Here is a 22,113-nt window from a genome sequence, read left to right on the forward strand (position 1 = left end):
AAGATCCTATCATTTTAATAAGGGGACGATGAACGATGACTCGTGTACAGAATCTTTATGAAAAATGGTTGCAGGACCCGTCTATCGACGAAGAAACGAAAAAAGAGCTTCAATCCATTGCGGGACAGGACAAAGAGATCGAAGACCGTTTCTATAAGGATCTTGAATTCGGAACCGGTGGTCTTCGCGGCGTAATCGGCGCGGGTACGAATCGGATGAACCTATATACGGTAGGAAAGGCTACCCAGGCACTTGCGGAATTCGCTTTGAAAAACGGGGGGGCCCATCCTTCCGTTGTGATTGCATATGATTCGCGCCATCAGTCGCCGGAATTTGCTTTGGAGGCTGCGCTTGTCCTTGCGGGCAACGGTGTGAAGGCCTATGTGTTTGAGACGCTGCGGCCGACTCCCGAGCTTTCCTTTGCCGTGCGCGAGCTGAAAGCTTCCGCCGGAATCGTTGTAACGGCCAGCCACAACCCTCCGGAATATAACGGGTATAAGGTATATGGCGCCGACGGTGGACAACTGGTGCCGCACGATGCCGAACAGGTGCTTGCGAATATCCAGAAAATCGAAGGATTTGACAGCGTCCGCAAAATCTCCCGCACCGAAGCCGAGGAGAAGGGCCTGCTGGAATGGCTGGACGAAGAGATGGACGAGAAATACTACGCGGCCGTTACATCCGTGAGTCAGCATCCCGATGTTATTAAGGAAACGAGCGGAGACTTCCGTATCGTATACACCCCGCTGCACGGGACAGGAAATAAACCGGTCCGCGAAGCCCTGAAGCGCATCGGCTTCGAGCAGGTGCGTGTCGTGAAGGAACAGGAGCAGCCGGACAGCAATTTTTCTACGGTCAAATCGCCTAACCCGGAAGAGCGGGAAGCTTTCACGCTGGCTCTGAGAGACGCCAAAGAGTGGGATGCCGATATCATCGTGGGAACGGACCCGGATGCCGACCGGATGGGCGCAGTTGTGAAAGACGATAAAGGCGAATATTTCGTGCTGACGGGAAACCAATCGGGCGCCATAATCGTCAATTATTTGTTGGGTTCGTTAAAAGAACGCGGGGAGCTGCCTTCTAACGGCGTCGTGATCAAGACCATCGTAACGAGCGAGATGGGAGCCGTTATCGCGGAAAGCTACGGGGCGAAAGTCCTGAACACCCTGACGGGATTTAAGTACATCGGGGAGAAAATGACCGAATTCGAATCGACCGGAGAGCACCAATTCTTGTTCGGGTATGAAGAGAGCTACGGCTACCTGGCGGGAACCTATGCCCGGGATAAAGACGCGGTCGTAGCGGCCATGCTGATTTGTGAAGCGGCTGCTTACTACAAGAGTCAGGGTAAGACGCTTTACGACGTTTTGCAGGAGCTTTACCGTCAGCACGGCTTCTTCTTGGAGAAGCTGGAATCCAAGACGCTAAAGGGCAAAGACGGCGTGGAGCAGATCGGCCGGATGATGGAAGACTGGAGAAACAACCCGCCGGCTTCCATTGAAGGTGTGGAAGTTGCGGAAGTAGAAGATTACAGCCGCGGCATTAACGGGCTGCCCAAAGAAAATGTATTGAAATTCAAGCTCAAAGACGGCTCCTGGTTCTGCCTCCGTCCTTCCGGAACGGAACCGAAGATCAAATTCTACTTTGCGGTAAAAGGAACGACCGGAGACGAGGCGGCAAATCAGCTGCAAGGTCTCGTGCGCTTCGTTCTGGACAGAGTAGAGCAGTAACAGCCGAACCTCTCCAAGGCCCCTGCATCCATACGGTGCCGGGGCCGAGAGGTTTTCGGGTACAAATGACGCATGATTCAAGAAACGGAGTTGAACAGATTGGTACACAGGTATACTGCGGCAAACCGAATGCTGCGCAAGCTTTTATGGTGGCTTGTCATTATTGGCCTTCTGGCTTCCCTGCCGCTTGCCTTCTTCCGCGAACAGACGGAGAAGTCCGCAGATCAAGTGGAGTTTGTGTTTGATTATCGTGACTTATTGGAGATGGCCGACGTGCGGCCGAATCCGCAAGGATTTGTATCGGAACAGCTTCAGGCGATGAAAAAAGCCGGCATCGGATCGCTTGCCGTGTACGAATCGACGCTTTCCGAATTAAGATTGAGCCGACGTATTGAAGTGTTTTCCTCCAAGGATGCGACTTCTCTTACTCAAAAGCCGATCTCGCCGAACGAAAATTTTACGTATATCCTGTTCACCGACCCGGCATCGGAGTCCCAGATCAAACCGATGATCGAGACAGCTTTTAACAAACTCGGTGTTAAGACAAGCCCATGGAGCTTCAAAAACCAGGCGGGCATGATTATCGAAATGAACATGGAAGAAGCCAATATGAAGCCGATGGACCCGGATCCTATTACCCTTCAAATGATGAAGGATGAAGGCTTCCGTATCGTGGTACGTCTCGGCAACAAACGTGAATTCGTCACGAATGAGATGGATGCGCTGCTCGCGAAACTATACAAACTGGGTGCCCGTCGTATTATCATTGACGGTGATTATGCCCCGGGATACTCGGATGATCCTGAACAGGTCACTCTACACAAGATGGGAATTCTGCTCAAAAAGTACGATATGGGCCTCGCCAATATCGAGATGTTGAAACAGCCGCAAAAAGGCTTTGGCTCTCTGGCCAAAGATACCGACTATAACGTCGTCCGTCTGCACTCCTTTACGGAGAAAGACGGAGAGAAACTGACGGAGAACCTGACCAAAGAGGATCAGGAAGCCCGTATTCAACAAACGGCGGACCGGTTTGTGCTGGCGGTTAAAGACCGTAATATCCGGATGCTCTTCCTTAACGGACGCGCCGTCAAGAATTTGGACAAGGCAGCGATTCTCACTCCGCTGGACAGCCTGTACGAGAGCTTGAACGGCAAGGACGGGGCGATCAAAAGGATCGAAGACGCCGGTTTCAAAGTGGGGCCTGCCAAGCAGTTCGACTACTCGTACAACACTTATCAGAATGTTGCCCGGTTCTTCACACTGATCGGCGGTGTCAGCCTGATTGTTCTGTTGGTTGGCTACTTCATTCCCGAAGCCGTACTGGCTCTGTTTATCATCGGCCTGTTAGGAGCCGCAGGGTTGTTCTTTAAATCGCCGGATCTTTATGCGCAGGGACTTGCGCTCGCTTGTGCGATATCGGCTCCGAGCATCGCAGTAATCGAGGCGATCCGCTCCATTCAATCGGGTCGGGCGGCGAAGGCGAAATCCGCAGTCCTTTATGCTTTGGGCCTGCTGATTAAAACGACACTGATCTCTTTAATCGGAGTCGTTTACCTGGTTGGATTGCTCAACCATATTTCGTACTTCCTGGTACTCCAGCAGTTCCGGGGTGTCAGCCTTCTGCACCTTCTGCCAATCGCTTTTGTCGGTCTCTACCTGCTGTTCTTCCGGGAAACCTTAAACTATCGGGAACGCGGAGAGCGGGTAAAGAAGCTTCTTTCCACTAACATTAGCGTGCTTTGGATAATTGCTGCAGCCGCGGCGGCCGGAGTGATCTACTACTACCTGTCGCGTACGGGCAATGAAGGTCAAACTTCAGCGATTGAGCGTTATCTCCGCTCCTTCTTGGAAAATACGCTGGGTGTTCGCCCGCGGAATAAAGAATTTATGTTGGCACACCCGCTCTTCCTGCTTGGAGCTTATCTGTCGGTCAAATACCGGAACGCCGTTTATTTGCTGCTGATCGGTGTAGTCGGACAGTTGTCCATCGTGGATACATTCGCGCATTTGCACACACCGCTTGAGATCTCGGGCATCCGGATTACGTACGGAATCGTATTCGGCGCCATGATCGGACTCGTGCTGATCGCCGTCTGGGAAATTGCATCGAGGAGTTGGAAAGCATGGGTCGCGAAATCGCGCACAAGAGTAAACGGTTAGTTGTTTCGGGCTATTACGGTTTTGACAACAGCGGGGACGAGGCCGTTCTGCAATCGATTCTTTTTGCGCTAAAAGAACAAGGGGAGGTGGCAGGCATCCGCATCGAGCCTGTCGTTCTATCCGCGAATCCCCAGCGTACACGGGAGATGTACGGAGTCGAGGCCTGCCACCGGATGAAGGTGCCGGATTTGTTCCGGGCGATCAAATCATCCGACGGACTGATCAGCGGCGGTGGAAGCCTCTTACAGGATGCGACCAGCTCCCGCACCATTCCTTACTATCTGCTGGTCCTCAAACTGGCCCAGTGGATGGGCAAACCGACCTTTATTTATTCGCAGGGAATCGGTCCGGTGAACAATCCGCGCTTCTTTTCCTGGATCCGGTCCACGTTCAAAAAATGCGCCATGATCACGGTCCGCGACCAAGAATCCGCGGATCTCATCGGGCGCATGGGCGTGCCGGCCACTGCGGTCAGCGTGGTGCCGGACCCGGTTATGGGGCTCCCGCTGCGCGGGGAGGCAGCCTCCGGCAAAGCCGGAACCGCCGATGCGAACGGCGAAACCGGCCGCGTTCCCGTCGTGGGCGTATCCGTCCGCTTCTGGAACGCGGACCGCTCCGAGCTGGGCGCGCTCGCCGAGGCGCTGCGCGCCGTGATGGACAGCCGCCGCGTTGAGGTGCGGCTGCTGCCGTTCCATCTCCCTTCGGATGAGGAAGCTTCCGCCTATGTGGCGCAGCGTCTCTCTCCCGCGGGAGAAGGTGGCGACGTCCGCATCGTGCGCGGCGTCACTCATCCGCAGGACATGCTCGCCGAGGTGAGCGCCTGCGATGTGCTCGTCGGCATGAGGCTGCATTCGCTGATCTACGCCGCCTCGCAGTTCGTGCCCATGGTCGGCGTGTCCTACGACCCGAAGATCGACCAATTCCTCGCCCGGCTCGGAATGAAGGCCGCGGCATCGACGCAGAGCTTCGATGCCGCGGCGGTAGCCGCCGAAATCGGGCGGCTGCTGGACGGCCGCCGCGAGTGGGCGGACGGCAAGAAAGCCGCTATCGACCGGCTCAAAAAAGAGGCTCAACTGCCGGCGCAACAAATCATGCAATTTTACCGTTAAGAGGGATGAAGACCAATGACTGCTAATGCAAACGCAAGCGTGCCGATTGTCCGGATCTACGGCGTTCCCGTTTCGAAAATGAACATGAAGGATACCGTCGCCTATTTGACGGGGGCGATCGAGTCCCGCATTCCGCATCAGATCATAACCGCCAATCCGATTATGATCATGTCGGCTCTCGAGGACCCGGCCTATATGGAGATGATGCGCAGAGCGGAGTTGATTGTTCCGGACGGCGCCGGCCTGGTTTGGGCCGCCGGCTATGTCGGACAGCCTGTCGCCGAACGCGTTCCGGGCATCGACCTCATCCATGAACTGATGAGAACCGGAGAGTTGCGCAGATGGAAAGTTTACCTGCTGGGCACGACTCCGGATACAATCCAGGCGGCTGCGGCTAAACTGGCGCGCGATTATCCGCTCATTGATATCGTCGGTTTCAGGGACGGTTATTTCGGAGAAGCGGAAGACCGGCAGGTTGTGGACAGCATTCGGCAGCTGCAGCCGGACATTCTTCTCGTCGGCCGTTCTTCTTCGACGCAGGAACCTTGGATTTCGAAATATAAGCGGGACCTGGACGTTCCTGTTATAATGGGCGTAGGCGGAAGCTTTGACGTTTTGGCCGGCAAGCTGAAGCGCGCACCCAAGATTTTTCAAAAGCTTAAGCTGGAGTGGTTTTACCGCCTGCTTCAGGAGCCGTCCCGTTTCGGACGCATGCTGGCTCTGCCCAAATTTGCGTTGAAAGTGATTCGCGACAAACAAAATGTGTTAAAAACCGATGAAAACCATTGAAAATTGGCGTGTCCGTCTGTTTCGGTGTAAAATAGGACTGGTAATGTTCATAAAGTAGCAGTATAATTTTGTCGGCAGTACAAGTTACTTGCGACAAGAGGGGTTGAAAAACCGATTATGTATGGATTATATGTGCTGGGCTTTGTTGTATCCTGCCTGTTTGCACTGTTGTTGACCCCGCTGGTCAAACGTTTTGCCTTCTGGGTAGGCGCCATTGATAAACCGAATCACCGTAAGGTACATACGAGAATCATGGCGCGTATGGGTGGAGTAGCGATTTTCTTAGCTTTTGTCGGAGCATACTTTGTCATCTCGCCGGCCTTGTCCGATGTTAACGGAAACGCTGCGCTTGCATTGGTGCTTGGAGGATTTGTTATTGTGCTCACCGGCGCCCTGGATGACCGTTTCGAGCTTTCTCCCAGATGGAAGCTTCTCGGACAATTCGTTGCGGCCTGTATCGTAGTGGCATGCGGGCTTAAGATTAACGAATTCAACGTCCCGTTCGGAGGACATTTTTCCCTGCCTGATTACGTGAGTATGCCTCTGACCGTTCTTTGGATCGTCGGGGTTTCCAACGCGGTGAACCTGATCGACGGTTTGGATGGTCTGTCCGCCGGTGTATCCGGAATCGGTACAGGTACTATTTTGGTTCTTGCGCTGCTGACACCGTTTAGCGATGCATTTACCGTCATCTTGCTTTGTACGATACTTCTTGGAAGCATTTCCGGATTTCTGTTCTACAACTTTCATCCGGCCAAGATTTTTATGGGAGATTCGGGAGCCTTGTTCCTCGGTTTTGCCTTGGCTACACTTTCGATACTCGGGTTCAAAGTATCCGTCGTTCTCTCCTTGCTGACACCAATCATGATTCTGGGTGTTCCGTTGTCCGATACATTCTTTGCGATCATGAGACGTTTTCTCAACAAGAAACCGATCTCGGAAGCGGATAAGAACCATCTGCATCACTGTCTGCTTCAACTGGGTTTCAGCCACCGCACTACGGTGCTGATTATTTACGGAATTGCGGCCATGTTCGGCGCGGTAGCTATCATTTTGAATAACTACACGGATTCCGCCTGGTTGACGGTATTGATCGTTGTCATTCTTCTCTTTGTACTTGTAGTCGGTGCTGAAGCGATAGGCATCATTAGCAGCAGTCAGAAACCGGTCATCCGCTTTCTCCAGAAGCTGCTCTTTAAACCTTCCGTGAACAGTCGTTTACCCAAATAACGACACGTATTTCAACAATCATTTTACTGAACTTATCATATAAATACCTAACCATTCCATCCGTGGAATGGTTTTTTTGTGCCTTTTTTATTCCAGAAAATGAGAAATGGCTAAACATTTCGGCGATACGGGCCGATATTTAAAATACAACTGTTTAAAGGACACCATAATTAGCTTCGCCTAACATCGGAAGGGGGCCCGCAGGCAGCAAGATTGTACGTTCCATTTGTAGATTTCATCCATTTATATAAGGAGGAGTTTAGTTTTGAAAAAGCAAACCCGTAAATGGTTCAGCGTTCTCGTGCTCTTTTCGATGCTGATCAGCCTGCTTCCGCCTCTTACGGCTTACGCGGCTTCCACCATTTCCATCACAAACATGTACAACCAGACCGTAAATTTCGGTACGGACAAGGAAGCACCACAGGATTACAACAACGTTACACGCGTAACACGCAATCCGTTCACTCTGAAGGCGAGCATTTCCAACATCAGCGACTCGCAGATCAGCTCGATCTACTATGAGATCATGAATGTGAATACAAAGCAGGTTACGGTGGAGAAATCCCACAAACCTACACAAACGGGCGCGAACGAGATTACATTCTCGAACATCACGCTGTCTGAAGGCTTAAACCGCATTATCGTTAAAATGGGAGACACCAACATGCTGTCTTCCGCACCGGGCTGGATTTACTACACCCCGACGACCAACCTGACCGATTTTACGGTAAATAACGCCGGTCTGGTGGACGGCAAGATTTATCCGGTTGACCGCGGCAACATCAAGCTGGGTGTTACAGCTGTCGACATTAAAGCCAAAGCTTCCAACGCGAATGAAGTAAAAGCTTATGAAACCGGGAGTACGGTTCCTAAAATCGGTATTTTGAACCGGACCGAAGGCATGGTTTATTTTCGTGGGGGAGATGCCGCTGCAGGCTGCGGTTCCACGGGTGAGATTTGTTTGAAAGCCGGGGATAACCGGATTGTTTTCGATTCCAGTAACGACTCGAACTCCTACCAGACGGAAAAACGGTTTGTGTACGACAACGGCCAGCCGTTTGCTTTTGGGGTAGAGATGGGCGTTACCAGCGCAGGTACTACGCAGTCTCTGCTGGACAAGCCTAACTTCGATGTAAAAGAACTGACGCTTAAAACAAGCCTTAAAGTTGACTATGATTCAAACGGCGCTCTGCGTCAGAATCGTGTTGACGTTCTGATCAACGGACAACAGGTGGCCGCGGGTCTTGACCTGAATACGCCAAGCAGCTCCGTAGGGGGCGCAGTGAAGAAATTTGCTCCAAACTCTACGTTCACGCGTGCAAATGAATATGCGGCTTATGATCTGGTTCTGGATCTGAACGTGGCTGGCCTGACCGATTGGACAGCGGCGCGTAACCCGCAAACGATTCAGTTTATTTTCAAGGATGCCACAGGTTCGGCAGGACAAGGTGAGTCTTCTTATACCTTTAACTACACCAATCCGAATGAAGCCGGTATTCTCGATGTTTCGATGGTGACGGGCAAAGACGCCGCTACGAACACGAACATTTACACTTCCTTATCTGAGTCGGCAACGACTGAAGTTAATGAACTGCCGGTAGAAATGAAGATCAAAGCTAACGGACACACGGCTAAGATTAAAGTCTTCCTGGACGGCAAAGAAATCGCAGAGATTGGCAATCCGTCCAATAATGAATTTATCTACAAACTGGAGAACATAACGGACGGTCAAAAAAACATCAAGTTTGTTCCGGTTGATGCTTCTGGCACGCTAGTTGAGAACGGAAGCCGTCAGTATACGATCCAAATTAACAACGCACCGTATATTATCGCGAACCAAATCGCAAGCCCGGGTAACACGGGTATCACGCTCCGCGACGTTAAAGAATTGACTTGCGGATCCGCTGTCGCTTGTCTTTCCGGTAAAGCAGTCAACTATCTGCCAACAGGCGCAGGCAATAAAGTAGAGCTTTATGTCAACGACAAAATGATCGAGCTCCAAGCAAGCGACTTTGACGCCAACCGTCAATTTAAGTTTGATCTGGCCAGACTTGCAACGAAATATGGTATTACGCCTGCCCAACTGTTCAGCGAAGGCGCTAACCAGATTAAGTTCTTTATGTACGTAAATAACTCTTTGATCAGCAAGGCGATTTATAACGTAAACTTGATTACGGCCGAGGCGCCGGAAATCGTTCTTTTCGTACCGAATGAAGATTCGGTCGGCAAGAGCAAGTTTCCGAGAGCTCAGAAGCCGGACATGTATGCAACCAACGAACGTACCGTTCAATTGAACGGAAAATTCTTTAACACAACTAACGCAGGTAACGTTACGGTTTCCCTGAACGTGTACTCCAAAGATAAAGACGGCAATCCGCGCGCCGATTATCACGTGTGGAACAGCGTTTCGGGCTCCAGCACGAACGTAAGCGGAGGATTCTTCACCGGTATGCCTAGCTCCGGAGTTGAATTCAGAACGAATGCCATTAAGCTTCCTGAAAAAGGCGAAATGACGTTCCAGTTCACCGTTACGAACCAGGCTAACATGAGTGTTTCCAAAACGGTTACCATTGCACGCGAACCGCTTCCGTACGTCGTGAAAAAGCCGGTACTTATCGAGAACGAAAAGCATGAGTACCAAGCGAATATCAACAGCAACTTCTACACCATTGTGATCGATGCCGAGAAAGCGGACAGCGTTACTTTCGGTAAAGAAACGGCGAGCAAGCAAACCTTGAATGAAAACGGCCTCGATATCGATCGTTTCTCTTATGAAGTGAGAGATCTCAAGGCAGGTAAGAACACGATCAAGTTCACGGTAAACCGTGGAACTTCGAAAACAAACGGTACCATCGTGCTGTACAACACGAATACACCGGTTGTCGGAGCGGAATATCTGGACGATATGACCGGCAACTTCAGCGTATTTAACGGTGAGGTTAAACTGAAGTTCGACAAAGACACCAAGCTTATGCGCTTTAAACCGACTTTCGATAACAATCAGTACATTACTGCAGATCGTAAAGTGTACTTTGGTATTGCAGATACCGTTGACGGCCGTGTAGACAAGATCAACAATCCGTTCAGCAGCGACTATGCCAAGTCTCTACTTGCCAGAAAAGGTAAGGGCGATAACTTTAGCGCAGCGAGCAAATTGTTCTACATCGATTCGGGTACCATTCCCGAGAAAACAAACGGACAATCCACAGAAGATTATCTGCAAAACGCTCTCCGGGGAAGAGGGATGGAGCCGTTTGATCTTAAAAACAACTTCTATACCCGTTCCGTTGATCAAACTGTAGTTCCTACCAAACGCGGTACGCTGACTCTTAAATTTGACCAAGCTATCCGTGATGACGCAGGCAAGTATATCTCCGTCTTCTTCTTTGATACGTATGAGCAGTACAACACATTGACAGGACGCGGTTGGGTTAATCTGGGCGGCGTTGTGGATGTGAAAAGCAATACAGTCACGGTTCCGTTCGAGAAATTCGGTTACTATCAAGTTATGTACATGGATAAAGGCTTCGATGATGTAACGGGCCACCCGTGGGCAAGAAATGAACTCGAGACTCTGTTCTCTAAAGGTATCATGAACAGCAAAACGAACTATTCATTCAGCCCGAACGAACCGATTACACGCGGCGAATTCGCTACTATGCTTGTGCGCATCTTTGATCTTCCGTTAAATTACAGCGGCGCACCGAGTTTTATCGACGTATTCAAAGTTGAAAATCTGTATGGGCTATACGATTACAAGTATATTGAGACAGCTGCAAGGGCAGGCATCGTCAGAGGAACGGCAGGCAATCGTTTCAGCCCCGATAGTTCTCTTACTCGACAGGATGCGGCCGTAATGATTGCCCGTGCGAAGGATTTGAAGCTCGGTACGGACAACAAGAAGATTCTTGCAGGGTTGCAGAAACTGTTTACCGATGCGAATACGATCGATTATTACGCCCAGCCGGCCGTAGAAGCCGTTGTAAAAGCTAAATTGATCGAAGGCAAGCCTAACGTTCTTCTCGAAGGCCAGAAGAAAGAAACGGTTCGTTTCGATCCGCTGGAAACCTTCACGAGAGCTGAAGCGGCTATTGTTGCGATTCGTGTTATGAAACAGCAAGGCAAGCTGAAATAAGCTGAGAACAAGAAAAGACACGGCAGCAGATTTGCTGTCGTGTCTTCTCTTAAATCAAGCCTACCCTTTTCAAAGTCTTCAAAATTGGACATTCCTATTTATCCCAAGCTATAATACATAAGGGTAATAAAAAAGTTACAAAAAGATTTCAAAAAAAAATAAAAAAAATCGCAACAGCCGCAACTTTTTTCGAAACCGCTCGTTTAATACATTGGAAGAGCAAGAGACCTCCAAAAACACAAGGTTTTCTGGAATCATTTCTCAAAATTCTTCTTTACGTAGCAATAACGCCCATGTATAATATTTAAAGTGGTGTTAGATGTCTACATATCTATTAGTTTCGTTACTAGATTCTATGTGGTCTTTAGACTGCAGATGAATTAGTTATACATTTAGGCTCAACCACTCTGGAAAGGGGGTGAATCATTCGATGAGTAATATGAGCTCAAGAATTCCTAATCACTCTCAAAACCCGAAAGATATTCAAGGAGGAGACAAAAAGGTTATGAAAAAAAGTTTATCCGTAATTCTTTCCACAGCTATGGCATTATCCGTATTTTCTTCCGTAGCGTTCGCAGCTAAAGCTGACGACTTCACTGATCTTAAAGATCTGGACGCGGCTACAAAAGCCAAGTTCGACGAAATGATTCAAGCAGGTATTTTTGACGGTGTAGAAACTAACCGTTTCGGCCTGAATGACAAAATGAACCGCGCCCAATTCGCTAAAGTTGCTGCTCTGGTTTTCAACCTGAAATCCTCCGCTACAACTTCCAGCTTTGATGATGTAAAATCCAGCGATCCAGCTAACGGTTACGCTCTTCCTTACATCGAAGCTATCTATAACGCTAAAATCACTGATGGCTATGCAGAAGGTAAATTCAACCCTGCTGGCGATGTAACTAAAGAACAGCTCGCAGCTTTCTTGATCCGTGGTCTGGGTAAAGACGCTGAAGCTAAAGCGAAACCAGGCGTTTCCGATAAAACAGTTTCCGACTGGGCTAAAGGTTACGTTCAACTGGCTCAAGAACTGAAATTGTTTGAAACTCCTGCAGGTCAACCGTTCAACGGTACTTCCCCTGCAACTCGCGATCTGCTCGTGACTTCTTCTTATGCAGCTAAACAACAAATCGTACCTGATAAGGTTTCGGTTGCAGAAGCTAAAGCAACTGGCGTTCAAAAAGTTGAAGTTAAACTTAACGGTCCTGTTGACACAGCTAAAGCTAAGCTTGAGCTGAAAAAAGGATCCACTGTTGTAGCTACAACTACTGAATGGGCAGCTGATAAAAAATCCGCTGTACTCACTCTTAGCGACAATGTCAAAATCGGCGAAGCAACTTACACTGTAGTTCTTTCCGGTCTTGAAGCTAACGCAATCGATAAAGCATCTGTAGAATTCCAAGGCGTTAAAGAAGAAATCAAATCCCTTGAGTTTGTTAACGCTAGTGACACGATTGCACAAACTGCAAAAGCTCGTGTGAAACTGGTTGCTAAAAACCAATACGGTGAGAAGTCTTCCCTTAACTCCAGCGGTTTCACAGCTAATACTCCAGGTTTCGACAGCAACCTGACAAAAGATTCCGATGGATTCTTGGTTCTGACTATCAACACTAAGAATGCTACTGGTGGTTCCACTCCAGGAGTAACAATCGTTCCTGTTTATGTATACGACAACGATTCCCGTGTAACTGTAAGCAAAAACTTTAAACTCGGCGTTCAACCTTTCGTAACTAAAGTTGAACTTGGCGATGTTAAATATGCTTCCGGTAAAACGGCTCTTAACAGCAAAGGCGACACAGCTACAATTTCTCTGACTCAGTACGATCAATATGGCAACCCGGTTGCTTATGACGACACTGATGCTATTGTTAATGTCTTCACTAACGTTCAACCTTACGTTCAAGAAATTAAGAGCGAATACGGTGACTTTGATAACAATAACTTCGGAGAAGTTCGTGTATCCTTGACCGGTGCAGTAGACAAGAGTGGAGAATATACTATCAACGTATACGCTGGTGGTTCCTCTGCAACTAAGAAAGTAAGTGTTAACTCTGCTAAAGTCGCTAACAAAGTTGAATTTGGCGAGTATGACGATGTAATTGCTTCCCGCGATACGAACAAATACATCCCAGTTAATGCTTACGACGAGCAAGGTAACAAACTTTCCGTTGATGACCTTGTAAACGATACGAACCTTGCGCGTATTCGTGTTAGTGGTTCTGGTGTAGATGTAGCACCTAAACTGGTTAAATCCGGCGAGCACAAAGGTAAAATCCAGATTACAAGTGTTACTGCTCCAGAAAACGCTACAGCAGTAGTGACGCTTTCCATCACTGAGCCAGGCGTAAATGATTACAAGACTAAACAATTCAAAATCAATAAAGCGCGTGTAGCTGATGCTCTTAAGATTAAAGACGAAGCTGCAACTAAGATCTATAGTGAAGATGGTAAAACTGTAGAGTCTGAGTTCAAATTCGAAGTTCTTGACCAGTACGGCAAGAAGCTTGACGAAATCAAAAACGGCAACGTTATTGAAAACGGCAAGTCCGTTAGCTACGCTGTTTACTTTAAAGCGGATGTTGTAACGACTCCTAAACATCTTTCGGTTACCGCTAAAGATACAGGTGTTAATCTGACTGTTGGTGGGGAAGGAGTTCGTTTGGAGAACAACTTCGCTGCTTTCAACAAAGGATTCAAATTTGTAGCGGATGGCAAACCAGAAGGAAAAATCTCCTTTACAGCTAAGCTTCAAAAGAACAGTGGAGACGGATGGAAAGATGCTAGCTCGAATGCTACGAGATCTATCGAAGCAATCGACAAGAATGCTGATCTGATCTACTCCGTAACTGAAGTTAAAGATCTGTTCGCAGCTAAGGATAGCGGTCTTCTGACTACAGCTCAAAAACAACCGACTTCCAGTGCGGTTGCCAAATCCATTAAAGTAACTGCTAAAGACGGTGCTGGCGATAAAGTTGCAATTCCAGAAAACCGTATCGAAACAGTAACTTCTTCTACTTACGAAGTTGCAATTGCAGACGTTGCCAATGGTAAAGGTTATGTAATTGGTAACAAAGCAGGTACTTCCAAGATTTCCGTATACTACAAGGACATCAAAGATAACTATAAAACCATTACTTATGATGTAACTGTACGTAACGAAGCTGTGAAAGTAGATAAAATGACTGCTGAAGAAACCTACACTGGCGTAGTTGGCGACAAGAAATATGTATATCAATACATGGATCTTAAAGTCGTTGACCAATACGGTGTAGAATACAAGGAAGAAAAAATCAACGAATATGATAATCTTCTTGGAGTTCGTTACATCCTTGAAGAAGCAACAGATAAAGACGGAAATACGGTCAAGGCTGATCTAGACAGCAAAACAGGTCAACTTACAGTTGGATCTGCTACGAAGCTGACTGTAAGAGCAACTGCTGCTAGTGGTGTTAGCAAAACTATCTACATCACAATTGAAGCTAAGAAGTAGTATTTACAACCAAAAAGTAGACCCTTCGGGGTCTCTTTTTGTTATAAGGGAGAAATTCTAATGCGCTATATGAGAGGTATTCTTTCAACAATCGGGTTGGGTGTGTTACTGATAGGCATTCCCAATGTTAAGGCTGCTGCCCCCACGCCCGGTTCCGCAGATGACCCGGTCGTAACCAAGAGCTATCTGGAACAATACGTTCAAGGGCTGGGTGGGGCTGTCGGTACTGGTGGGGGAAGCAATGGCTTAACAGAGAGCAAAATTAAAGAAATCATTGCGCAAGAAATCGCAAAGCTGCCTATGAATAATGGTGGAGGTGGAACACCATCCACAGGTCAAGGTAATGCCATGAAAGTGGTTACGCTTAAAGCAGGACAAACTATTCTCGCGGACGCAGGTTCTGAACTAATTGTACGTAATGGTAAGACTCTGGCCGTGAGTAACGATGACAATGGCATTCCCGATGTAACGGCGGGCAAAGATTTGGCTGCCGGTACAGTGGTACAAAATAATCATCTGCTTATTTTCCCGAGAGACGGCCGTGGTGTTAAGCCAGATCTTAAGGAAACAGCAGACGTGTATGTAATGGTCCGTGGCGGATATGTGGTTCAGAACGCGGATGGTTCTAAGGTTCCACAATAAAGAGGGCTCTAGGCTGGAACATTTTTATAACGTTTATGGTGGCAAGGATTTTAATTTTGGAATCCTTGCCTTTTTTTGTTTTTGTAAATGTTTTTTTTGGTTTCATCCAAAAACGATCTATGATGAACGTAAACTCCTCCATAAATTAACCAAGCTGACAACAACTTATACGGGTCGAATGAAGTCGAAAGGTAATACTAATCGCACAACCAGTGAAGGAGTGTGAAAAAGATGTCGAAGAACAACAACAAGGTGGTACCGGAGTCGCATAAAGCTTTAGACCTACTTAAATACGAAATCGCTGCAGAGATGGGACTGCCGGTTGGAAAACAAGCTCTGGGAAGCTTGGATTTAAGCACGGAGTTTGCATCGGAGCTTGGGTCTATACCCGCAACTTCGATAAAAGAGGACTACTGGGGGCACATCAGTTCACGGGACAGCGGGGCGGTTGGCGGGGCTATAACAAGCCGCTTAATCCGCAAAGCGGAAGAGGTTCTTTTCACTTTATAATTCATACCTGTTTCGTTGACATTCATCGACAAATGAAGTAACATAACTTCAAGAAGGTCCTGAAGCAACCTTTTCCACCGAGGAAAAGGTTCATTTTTTGTGTAAGTTCGCACTTGTTTCTACATACTAAATCAAGTAGGAGGTCGATGACATTGGCACTAGAACGCGGCAGACGTTTGTTTACATCCGAGTCCGTGACAGAAGGTCATCCCGATAAAATTTGCGATCAGATTTCCGATGCGGTGTTAGACGCATTTTTGGAGAACGATCCGAACGCACGTGTAGCTTGTGAGGTATCTGTGGCTACCGGTTTGGTTCTGGTCATCGGCGAAATCACGTCCCGTTCCGAATATGTGGACATTCAAGCCATTGCCAGACAAACAATTAAGGATATTGGTTACACACGCGCGAAGTATGGTTTCGACTACCAAACGTGTGCTGTGCTTACATCCCTGAACGAACAATCCCCTGACATTGCACAAGGGGTAGACCAGGCTCTCGAGGCCCGTGAAGGCCAAATGAGCGACGCTGAAATCGAAGCGATCGGTGCAGGCGACCAAGGTCTCATGTTCGGATACGCAACGAATGAAACACCGGAACTGATGCCACTGCCGATTTCGATGGCGCACCAACTTTCCCGCAGACTGACTGAAGTCCGCAAGAACGGTACCCTGGATTACCTCCGTCCGGACGGTAAGACTCAAGTAACGGTTGAGTACGATGGGGACAAGCCTGTACGTGTTGATGCGATCGTAGTATCTACACAGCACAGTGAAGAAGTCACTTTGGAGCAAATCCAAAAAGACATCAAAGAACACGTTATCAAGCCAATCGTTCCGGAGCAATTCCTGGATGAGAACACCAACTATTTCATCAACCCGACGGGCCGTTTCGTAATCGGCGGACCTCAAGGGGATGCCGGTCTGACTGGCCGTAAAATCATCGTAGATACTTACGGTGGATACGCTCGTCACGGCGGCGGCGCGTTCTCCGGTAAGGATCCGACGAAAGTTGACCGTTCCGGCGCTTACGCGGCTCGTTACGTCGCTAAAAACATCGTTGCTGCAGGACTCGCAGAAAAATGCGAAGTACAGCTTGCTTACGCCATCGGCGTTGCTAAGCCAGTTTCCATCAGCATCGATACGTTCGGCACAGGCAAAGTAAGCGAAGAGAAGCTCGTTGAGCTGATCCGCAAACATTTTGACCTTCGTCCTGCCGGTATCATTAAGCAGCTCGACCTGCGTCGTCCAATCTATAAGCAAACGGCTGCTTACGGTCATTTTGGCCGTAATGATCTAGATGTTCCTTGGGAACGTACAGACAAAGCTGAACTGCTCAAAGCGGAAGCTCTGTAGAACCGAGGGTTTACTTTTCAACAATTGTCTGACAAGACGTGAAGAACACGGCTTGATCCTAACGGATCGGGTCGTGTTTTTTTGTTCGCTAAATATTTGCTATCACCGCTGAATTACTGTCTCCTTTAGCGCTTCTAATCTCCTCCTATCCGCAAAAAGGCATAAAAAGAACGATTTTAGACCCGATTATTCCAGTTTGGACCAAATTCCGAGTTTTTTACTCTCTTTTCTCAATTAATCTAGGAAAAATCACATAAATTTCGTAACTTTTTAGCTAGTTTAAGAGTCTATACTATTGTGTGTCCTAGTTGATTTTACCTTTTCAGGAGAGAGGAAAGTGAAAGAAGAATGAGGTTTACCAACAAGCTGTGGAGATCGACACTCGCATTCGTCGTTGCTTTTCAGGTAGTCGTATCCCTGCCTGTTCCCACATTTGCCGCTGACCCTACGGTTACTTTGAAGTCGGAGAGCATTTTAACTTCGGGTGCCGTTATGAAGAAGTATGTTTGGAATTTTACGAGAAGCAATAAGAAGGTCTCGGCAACTGCCAACGTAGTAGAGGTAGATTTGACGAACCCGTATGTAAAACTGGATGTAATCGCTGGGAAAAATAATCAGTTCACCGACAAGCAGACGGTGGCGACGATGGCCAAAGCAGCCGGCGCAGTCGCGGCGGTTAACGGGGACTTTTTTAATACGCAGGCGGAGGGCGTGCCCTTGGGTCCGCAAATCACCAACGGTCAAATCATGTCGACCCCATCCAATAAAATGTCCGGTCTTTACGCTTTTGGGATAACAAAGGACAACAAGCCGGTGATTGACCTGTTTGCTTTCCAAGGTGCGGTAAAAGCCAAGGACGGCACTTCTTTCGAACTCGGAGGCATCAACAAAACGTACTATTGGTATGATGACGGTACTCACAGCCATACGGACGGGTTGTTCATGTATACCGATGCTTGGGGACAGGTGGACCGTTCCAATGACGGAAAATCCGTGCCGACCGAGGTCTTGGTACAGGACGGGGTTATCAAACAAATTGCACCGGACACGGTTATTAAAATCGAGCCGCCTAAGAACGGGTACATTTTAAGAGCCGCGGGCAAATCCGCACAATTCGTCAAAGAACATTTAAAAGTCGGAGACCCTCTTACGACGGATTATGCATTTATTAACCAGCGTACGGGAACGGCCTATGCGAACGATGCTTTTAAAACTATGATCGGGGGCCACTCCATTCTCGTAGACGGAGCTAAAGCCACTTCCTTCTCCCGTGATGTTTCTTCCCTGGGTGGCTACCGTTCCCGTACCGGCGTAGGGTACTCCCAGGATATGAAGAAGGCCTATCTGGTTACAGCCGATAAAAACGATAACAGCGCAGGAATGAGTCTGCAGGAATTCCAGCGTTTTCTGATTCAGATCGGTGCTTACAAAGCGATGAATCTGGACGGCGGCGGTTCCACGCAAATGGTCGAACGTCCTCTTGGCACGAACAACATCCAACTGGCCCATGTAACGGAATACGGCACGCAGAGGGCTGTCGTTAATGCCCTGGGCGTCTTCTCAACGGCACCGAAGGGCCAGCCGAAGGGCTTCACTATGAAAGGCGACACAGAGCTGTTCCTGAACGAGAAAGCGACGTTCACCTTCAGTGGTTATGACGAATACTACAACCCGATTGTTTCGGACAGCGTTCAGCCAACCTGGAGCGTTTCCAACAATCTTGGGAAATTCGACGGAAATGCCTTCATTCCTACGAGCTTCGGAAGCGGTAAAATTACGGCGACAACCGGTGCAGGGTCGTCGAACCTGGACGTAAAAGTAATACGCCGTGCGGATATTAGCTCTATGAAGGTTTCGAAAGCGAGCGGGCAAGGGCTTGTTGCGGGCGGAAGCTACAACCTGAGCGTAACCGCGACGACCAAGAGCGGCAAAACCAAGGAAATTTCTCCGGCGTCGCTTGAGTGGGAAGTGCTCGGTGTGAAGGGCGAAGTCAAGAACGGCGTCCTGAAAGTAGACAGCCTGGAGGGCAGCAAGAATGCCCAAGTTATCGCCCGGTACGACGGATACAGCAGTATGCTGAATATCCCGCTCGGCAATGAATCCATGTGGTACAACCTCGATGACAAATCCATTCTGACCACTTCGGAAAGTTTCCCGGCGGAAGTGGATACGAAGCTGAGCATCGTGAAGAACGAGTCCGGCAACAACAGCCTGCAGCTCGCTTACGATTTTACAAAAGGCAGCGGCAATAAGGCGTCTTACGCGGTCTTTAACAATAACGGTGCGCAGTTGTACGGCTACCCGCAGACGATCAACTTGAAGGTAAAAGGTGACGAAAGCCAGAACTGGCTCCGCGCCGAAGTGATTGATGCGGATGGTAAAAAAGAACTGGTTGAGCTCGCCAAGAACATCAACTGGCAGGGTTGGAAGTCCATCTCGGCCAACTTGTCCGGCCTTAACCTGAAATACCCGCTGACTTTGCGCAGCATCTATGTGGTTAATCCGGAGCAAGGTCAGGACGAGCGCGCGCTGCAAGGCAAGATCGAGCTTGACGACATCTCTTTCAGCTATCCGAATTATGATACTCCGTCCGGCAGCCTGAACAAAGTAACCCTGCAAATCGGCAATCAGATGGCAACCGTTAACGGAAAATCGTACTGGCTGGAGCAAGCCCCGATTAACGACCGCGGAAACACGCTCGTTCCGACACGTTTTGTTTCGGAAGCTCTGGGAGCGAAAGTGCTGTGGAATCAGGATGGTCTTCGGGCAACGGTTGTAAAAGACGGGAACATCGTCGATATGTGGAACAATGAGCTCGATTTAATCACGAACGGCAAGCGGGTAACCGCCGAAGTTCCGCCTCGTATCATGAACAATTTAACGATGGTTCCGCTGCGTCTTCTGACTGAAACTTTAGGCTGGAAAGTCACGTGGAATCAGGCCGAACAGATCGTTAACCTGCAATAAATAGTTCTATTAGTTTACTCTCAAATAGCACAAAGTATGGTACTATAGAAGGCAGACCAATTTGTTTTGAAAAGGGGCTTGGAGCGATTTGCAGGTGGATGCATTAGACCGTGTCATCAAGAACGCCATCGAAGTCATGGAGAGCAGCAAGTACCAGGTATTCGAAATTTGCGAAAGCGCCCGGGGCGAACGAGAGTCGCTTCTTAGGGAATTAGGTCAAGTTAAGGATGAAGTTACCCAGACGATCGAGCTGGTGGACAACCTGGAACGTGACTACAAACGTGCGCGTATCCGTCTTACGGAAGTAAGCCGTGATTTTGCCAGATACCGGGAAAATGACATCAAAACCGCCTACGAGGCGGCTATCTCGCTCCAACTGCAGCTTACGGTATCAAGAGAAAAAGAGAATCACCTAAAAGAAAGACGCAACGACATCCAACAAAGAATCAAAAATGTAGACAAACAGCTCGAGCGGGCGGAAATGATCGTCTCCCAGATGAATGTCGTTCTCGAATATTTATCGGGTGATCTTAATCAGGTCACCCGCATTCTGGAGTCGGCCAAAAACCGCCAACTGCTCGGGCTGAAAATAATTTTGGCCCAGGAAGACGAGCGCAAGCGCATGGCCCGGGAGATTCATGACGGGGTAGCGCAGACCATGGCGAACGTCGTACTTCGCACGGAAATCGCGGAGCGCATGGTGACCAAACAGGAATATACGGCGGCAAAGGAAGAACTCATAGATCTTAAGTCCCAGCTGCGGTGCGGGCTGGAGGAAGTTCGCAAAATGATCTTCAATCTCAGGCCGATGGCACTGGACGATCTGGGCTTGATTCCGACCGTACGTAAATTCGTACAGGATTTTGAAGATAAGACCCAGGTACATACGAAGCTTGAAATTTCGGGCAGAGAAACAAGGCTTCCATCCGGGATGGAGGTCGCTATTTTCCGCTTGATTCAAGAAACCTTCTCCAATATTCTTAAGCATGCCCACGCAACGTTCGTTACACTTGAGCTGTCTTTCCAGGAGGATCTGGTGAGTATCTCCATTAATGACAACGGAATCGGTTTCAATGTGGACTTGACGGAGCATAAGATTGCCAAGGGCAACAATTTTGGCATTATCGGGATGCGGGAACGGTTGAAGCTACTCGAAGGGGACATGGCCATCTACTCAGAAAAGGACGTGGGAACGAAGATTACGATGTTGATTCCCATTCGCGCAGAGAACAAGGAGGAAATTGGTAATGGACAACCAGGGGAGTCCCAAGCGTAACGTAAGACTCATTCTTGCGGACGATCATCAGCTGTTTCGCGAAGGCCTCAAACGAATCATTAATATGGAAGACGATATGGAAGTCATCGGAGAGTGCGGCGACGGTATTCAGGTTATCGAGCTCTGCAACGAAATGCAGCCGGACGTAGTCCTGATGGATATTAATATGCCGCTGGAAAACGGCGTTGTCGCTACAGAGCGGCTAAAGCTTATTTTTCCCGACGTTAAGGTGATCATCCTTTCGATTCACGACGATGAAAGCTATGTGTTTGAGACGCTTCGCAAAGGTGCTTCCGGATATCTGCTGAAGGATATGGAGGCGGAGGCGCTGATCAATGCGATTCGCTCCGTTGTAGCCGGACATGCCTATATTCACCCGAAAGTAACCGGTAAATTGATCAACCAGCTCCGTCGTATGACATATCTCGATGATAACGGTGTTATGGGTTCCGGCAACGGCGTTCAAGAATCCGGACTAAAATACATTCATGTTCCGACAAGCCCGCTGACCAAGCGTGAAGCGGAAGTTTTGCGTTTGATGGCAGAAGGCAAAAGCAACAAGCTGATCGGGGAGTTCCTTTATATCAGCGAGAAAACGGTAAAGAATCATGTGAGCAGCATTCTGCAAAAGATGGAAGTAGACGACCGTACACAGGCCGTTATTATCGCCATCAAAAACGGCTGGGTGACTCTCTAGGAACCAACCCTCCCGCCAAGGCA

At 48.6% G+C, this 22,113-nt stretch carries 13 protein-coding genes; all 13 read left to right on the forward strand.

From position 1 onward, the window contains the following. Positions 1–35 precede the first annotated feature (35 nt). The 13 genes from KVT34_RS24615 to KVT34_RS24675 all read left to right on the forward strand — a co-directional run bounded on the left by KVT34_RS24615 (position 36) and on the right by KVT34_RS24675 (position 22,090). Complete coding sequence (locus KVT34_RS24615; RefSeq protein ID WP_217562062.1) at positions 36–1,730, forward strand: phospho-sugar mutase; 1,695 nt, start codon at positions 36–38, stop codon at positions 1,728–1,730. A 99-nt stretch (positions 1,731–1,829) separates the two neighbouring features. Further along, on the forward strand, positions 1,830–3,893 hold the full coding sequence (locus tag KVT34_RS24620) for a DUF5693 family protein (RefSeq protein ID WP_309244133.1): 2,064 nt from the start codon (positions 1,830–1,832) through the stop codon (positions 3,891–3,893). After that, positions 3,857–5,002 carry a polysaccharide pyruvyl transferase CsaB gene (gene csaB / locus KVT34_RS24625; protein ID WP_217562064.1) on the forward strand — a complete coding sequence of 382 codons (1,146 nt, stop codon included), beginning with the start codon at positions 3,857–3,859 and terminating at the stop codon, positions 5,000–5,002. Before KVT34_RS24620 ends, csaB begins: the two co-directional genes overlap by 37 nt. Before the next feature lie 15 nt (positions 5,003–5,017). Continuing rightward, positions 5,018–5,791 carry a WecB/TagA/CpsF family glycosyltransferase gene (locus KVT34_RS24630; protein WP_217562066.1) on the forward strand — a complete coding sequence of 258 codons (774 nt, stop codon included), beginning with the start codon at positions 5,018–5,020 and terminating at the stop codon, positions 5,789–5,791. A 117-nt stretch (positions 5,792–5,908) separates the two neighbouring features. Then, entirely contained in the window at positions 5,909–7,021 is a 1,113-nt protein-coding gene (locus tag KVT34_RS24635) for a glycosyltransferase family 4 protein (RefSeq protein ID WP_009677093.1), read from the forward strand. 265 nt (positions 7,022–7,286) lie between these two features. After that, positions 7,287–11,156 carry an S-layer homology domain-containing protein gene (locus tag KVT34_RS24640; RefSeq protein WP_217562068.1) on the forward strand — a complete coding sequence of 1,290 codons (3,870 nt, stop codon included), beginning with the start codon at positions 7,287–7,289 and terminating at the stop codon, positions 11,154–11,156. A gap of 430 nt (positions 11,157–11,586) precedes the next feature. Continuing rightward, positions 11,587–14,643, forward strand: a complete 3,057-nt coding sequence (locus KVT34_RS24645) for an S-layer homology domain-containing protein (protein WP_217562070.1) — start codon at positions 11,587–11,589, stop codon at positions 14,641–14,643. A gap of 60 nt (positions 14,644–14,703) precedes the next feature. Then, positions 14,704–15,285 (forward strand): hypothetical protein, encoded by a 582-nt coding sequence (locus KVT34_RS24650; RefSeq protein WP_217562072.1) that lies wholly within the window; start codon positions 14,704–14,706, stop codon positions 15,283–15,285. Positions 15,286–15,516: 231 nt separating this feature from the next. Next, a complete protein-coding gene (locus KVT34_RS24655) occupies positions 15,517–15,795 on the forward strand; it encodes an alpha/beta-type small acid-soluble spore protein (RefSeq protein ID WP_009677087.1) in 279 nt (92 codons plus the stop codon). Between the two features lie 146 nt (positions 15,796–15,941). Further along, positions 15,942–17,150 carry a methionine adenosyltransferase gene (gene metK / locus KVT34_RS24660; protein ID WP_217562075.1) on the forward strand — a complete coding sequence of 403 codons (1,209 nt, stop codon included), beginning with the start codon at positions 15,942–15,944 and terminating at the stop codon, positions 17,148–17,150. A 348-nt stretch (positions 17,151–17,498) separates the two neighbouring features. Beyond that, entirely contained in the window at positions 17,499–20,117 is a 2,619-nt protein-coding gene (locus KVT34_RS24665) for a stalk domain-containing protein (protein WP_217562077.1), read from the forward strand. A gap of 88 nt (positions 20,118–20,205) precedes the next feature. Beyond that, complete coding sequence (locus KVT34_RS24670) at positions 20,206–21,393, forward strand: sensor histidine kinase (protein ID WP_174446847.1); 1,188 nt, start codon at positions 20,206–20,208, stop codon at positions 21,391–21,393. Continuing rightward, the gene (locus KVT34_RS24675; protein WP_009677083.1) at positions 21,365–22,090 is read left to right on the forward strand and encodes a response regulator; all 726 of its coding nucleotides are present in this window, start codon (positions 21,365–21,367) and stop codon (positions 22,088–22,090) included. Before KVT34_RS24670 ends, KVT34_RS24675 begins: the two co-directional genes overlap by 29 nt. Positions 22,091–22,113 lie beyond the last annotated feature (23 nt).

Origin of the sequence: Paenibacillus sp. GbtcB18 (genome assembly GCF_019091125.1) — a bacterium.
GTDB lineage: Bacteria > Bacillota > Bacilli > Paenibacillales > NBRC-103111 > Paenibacillus_F > Paenibacillus_F chitinolyticus.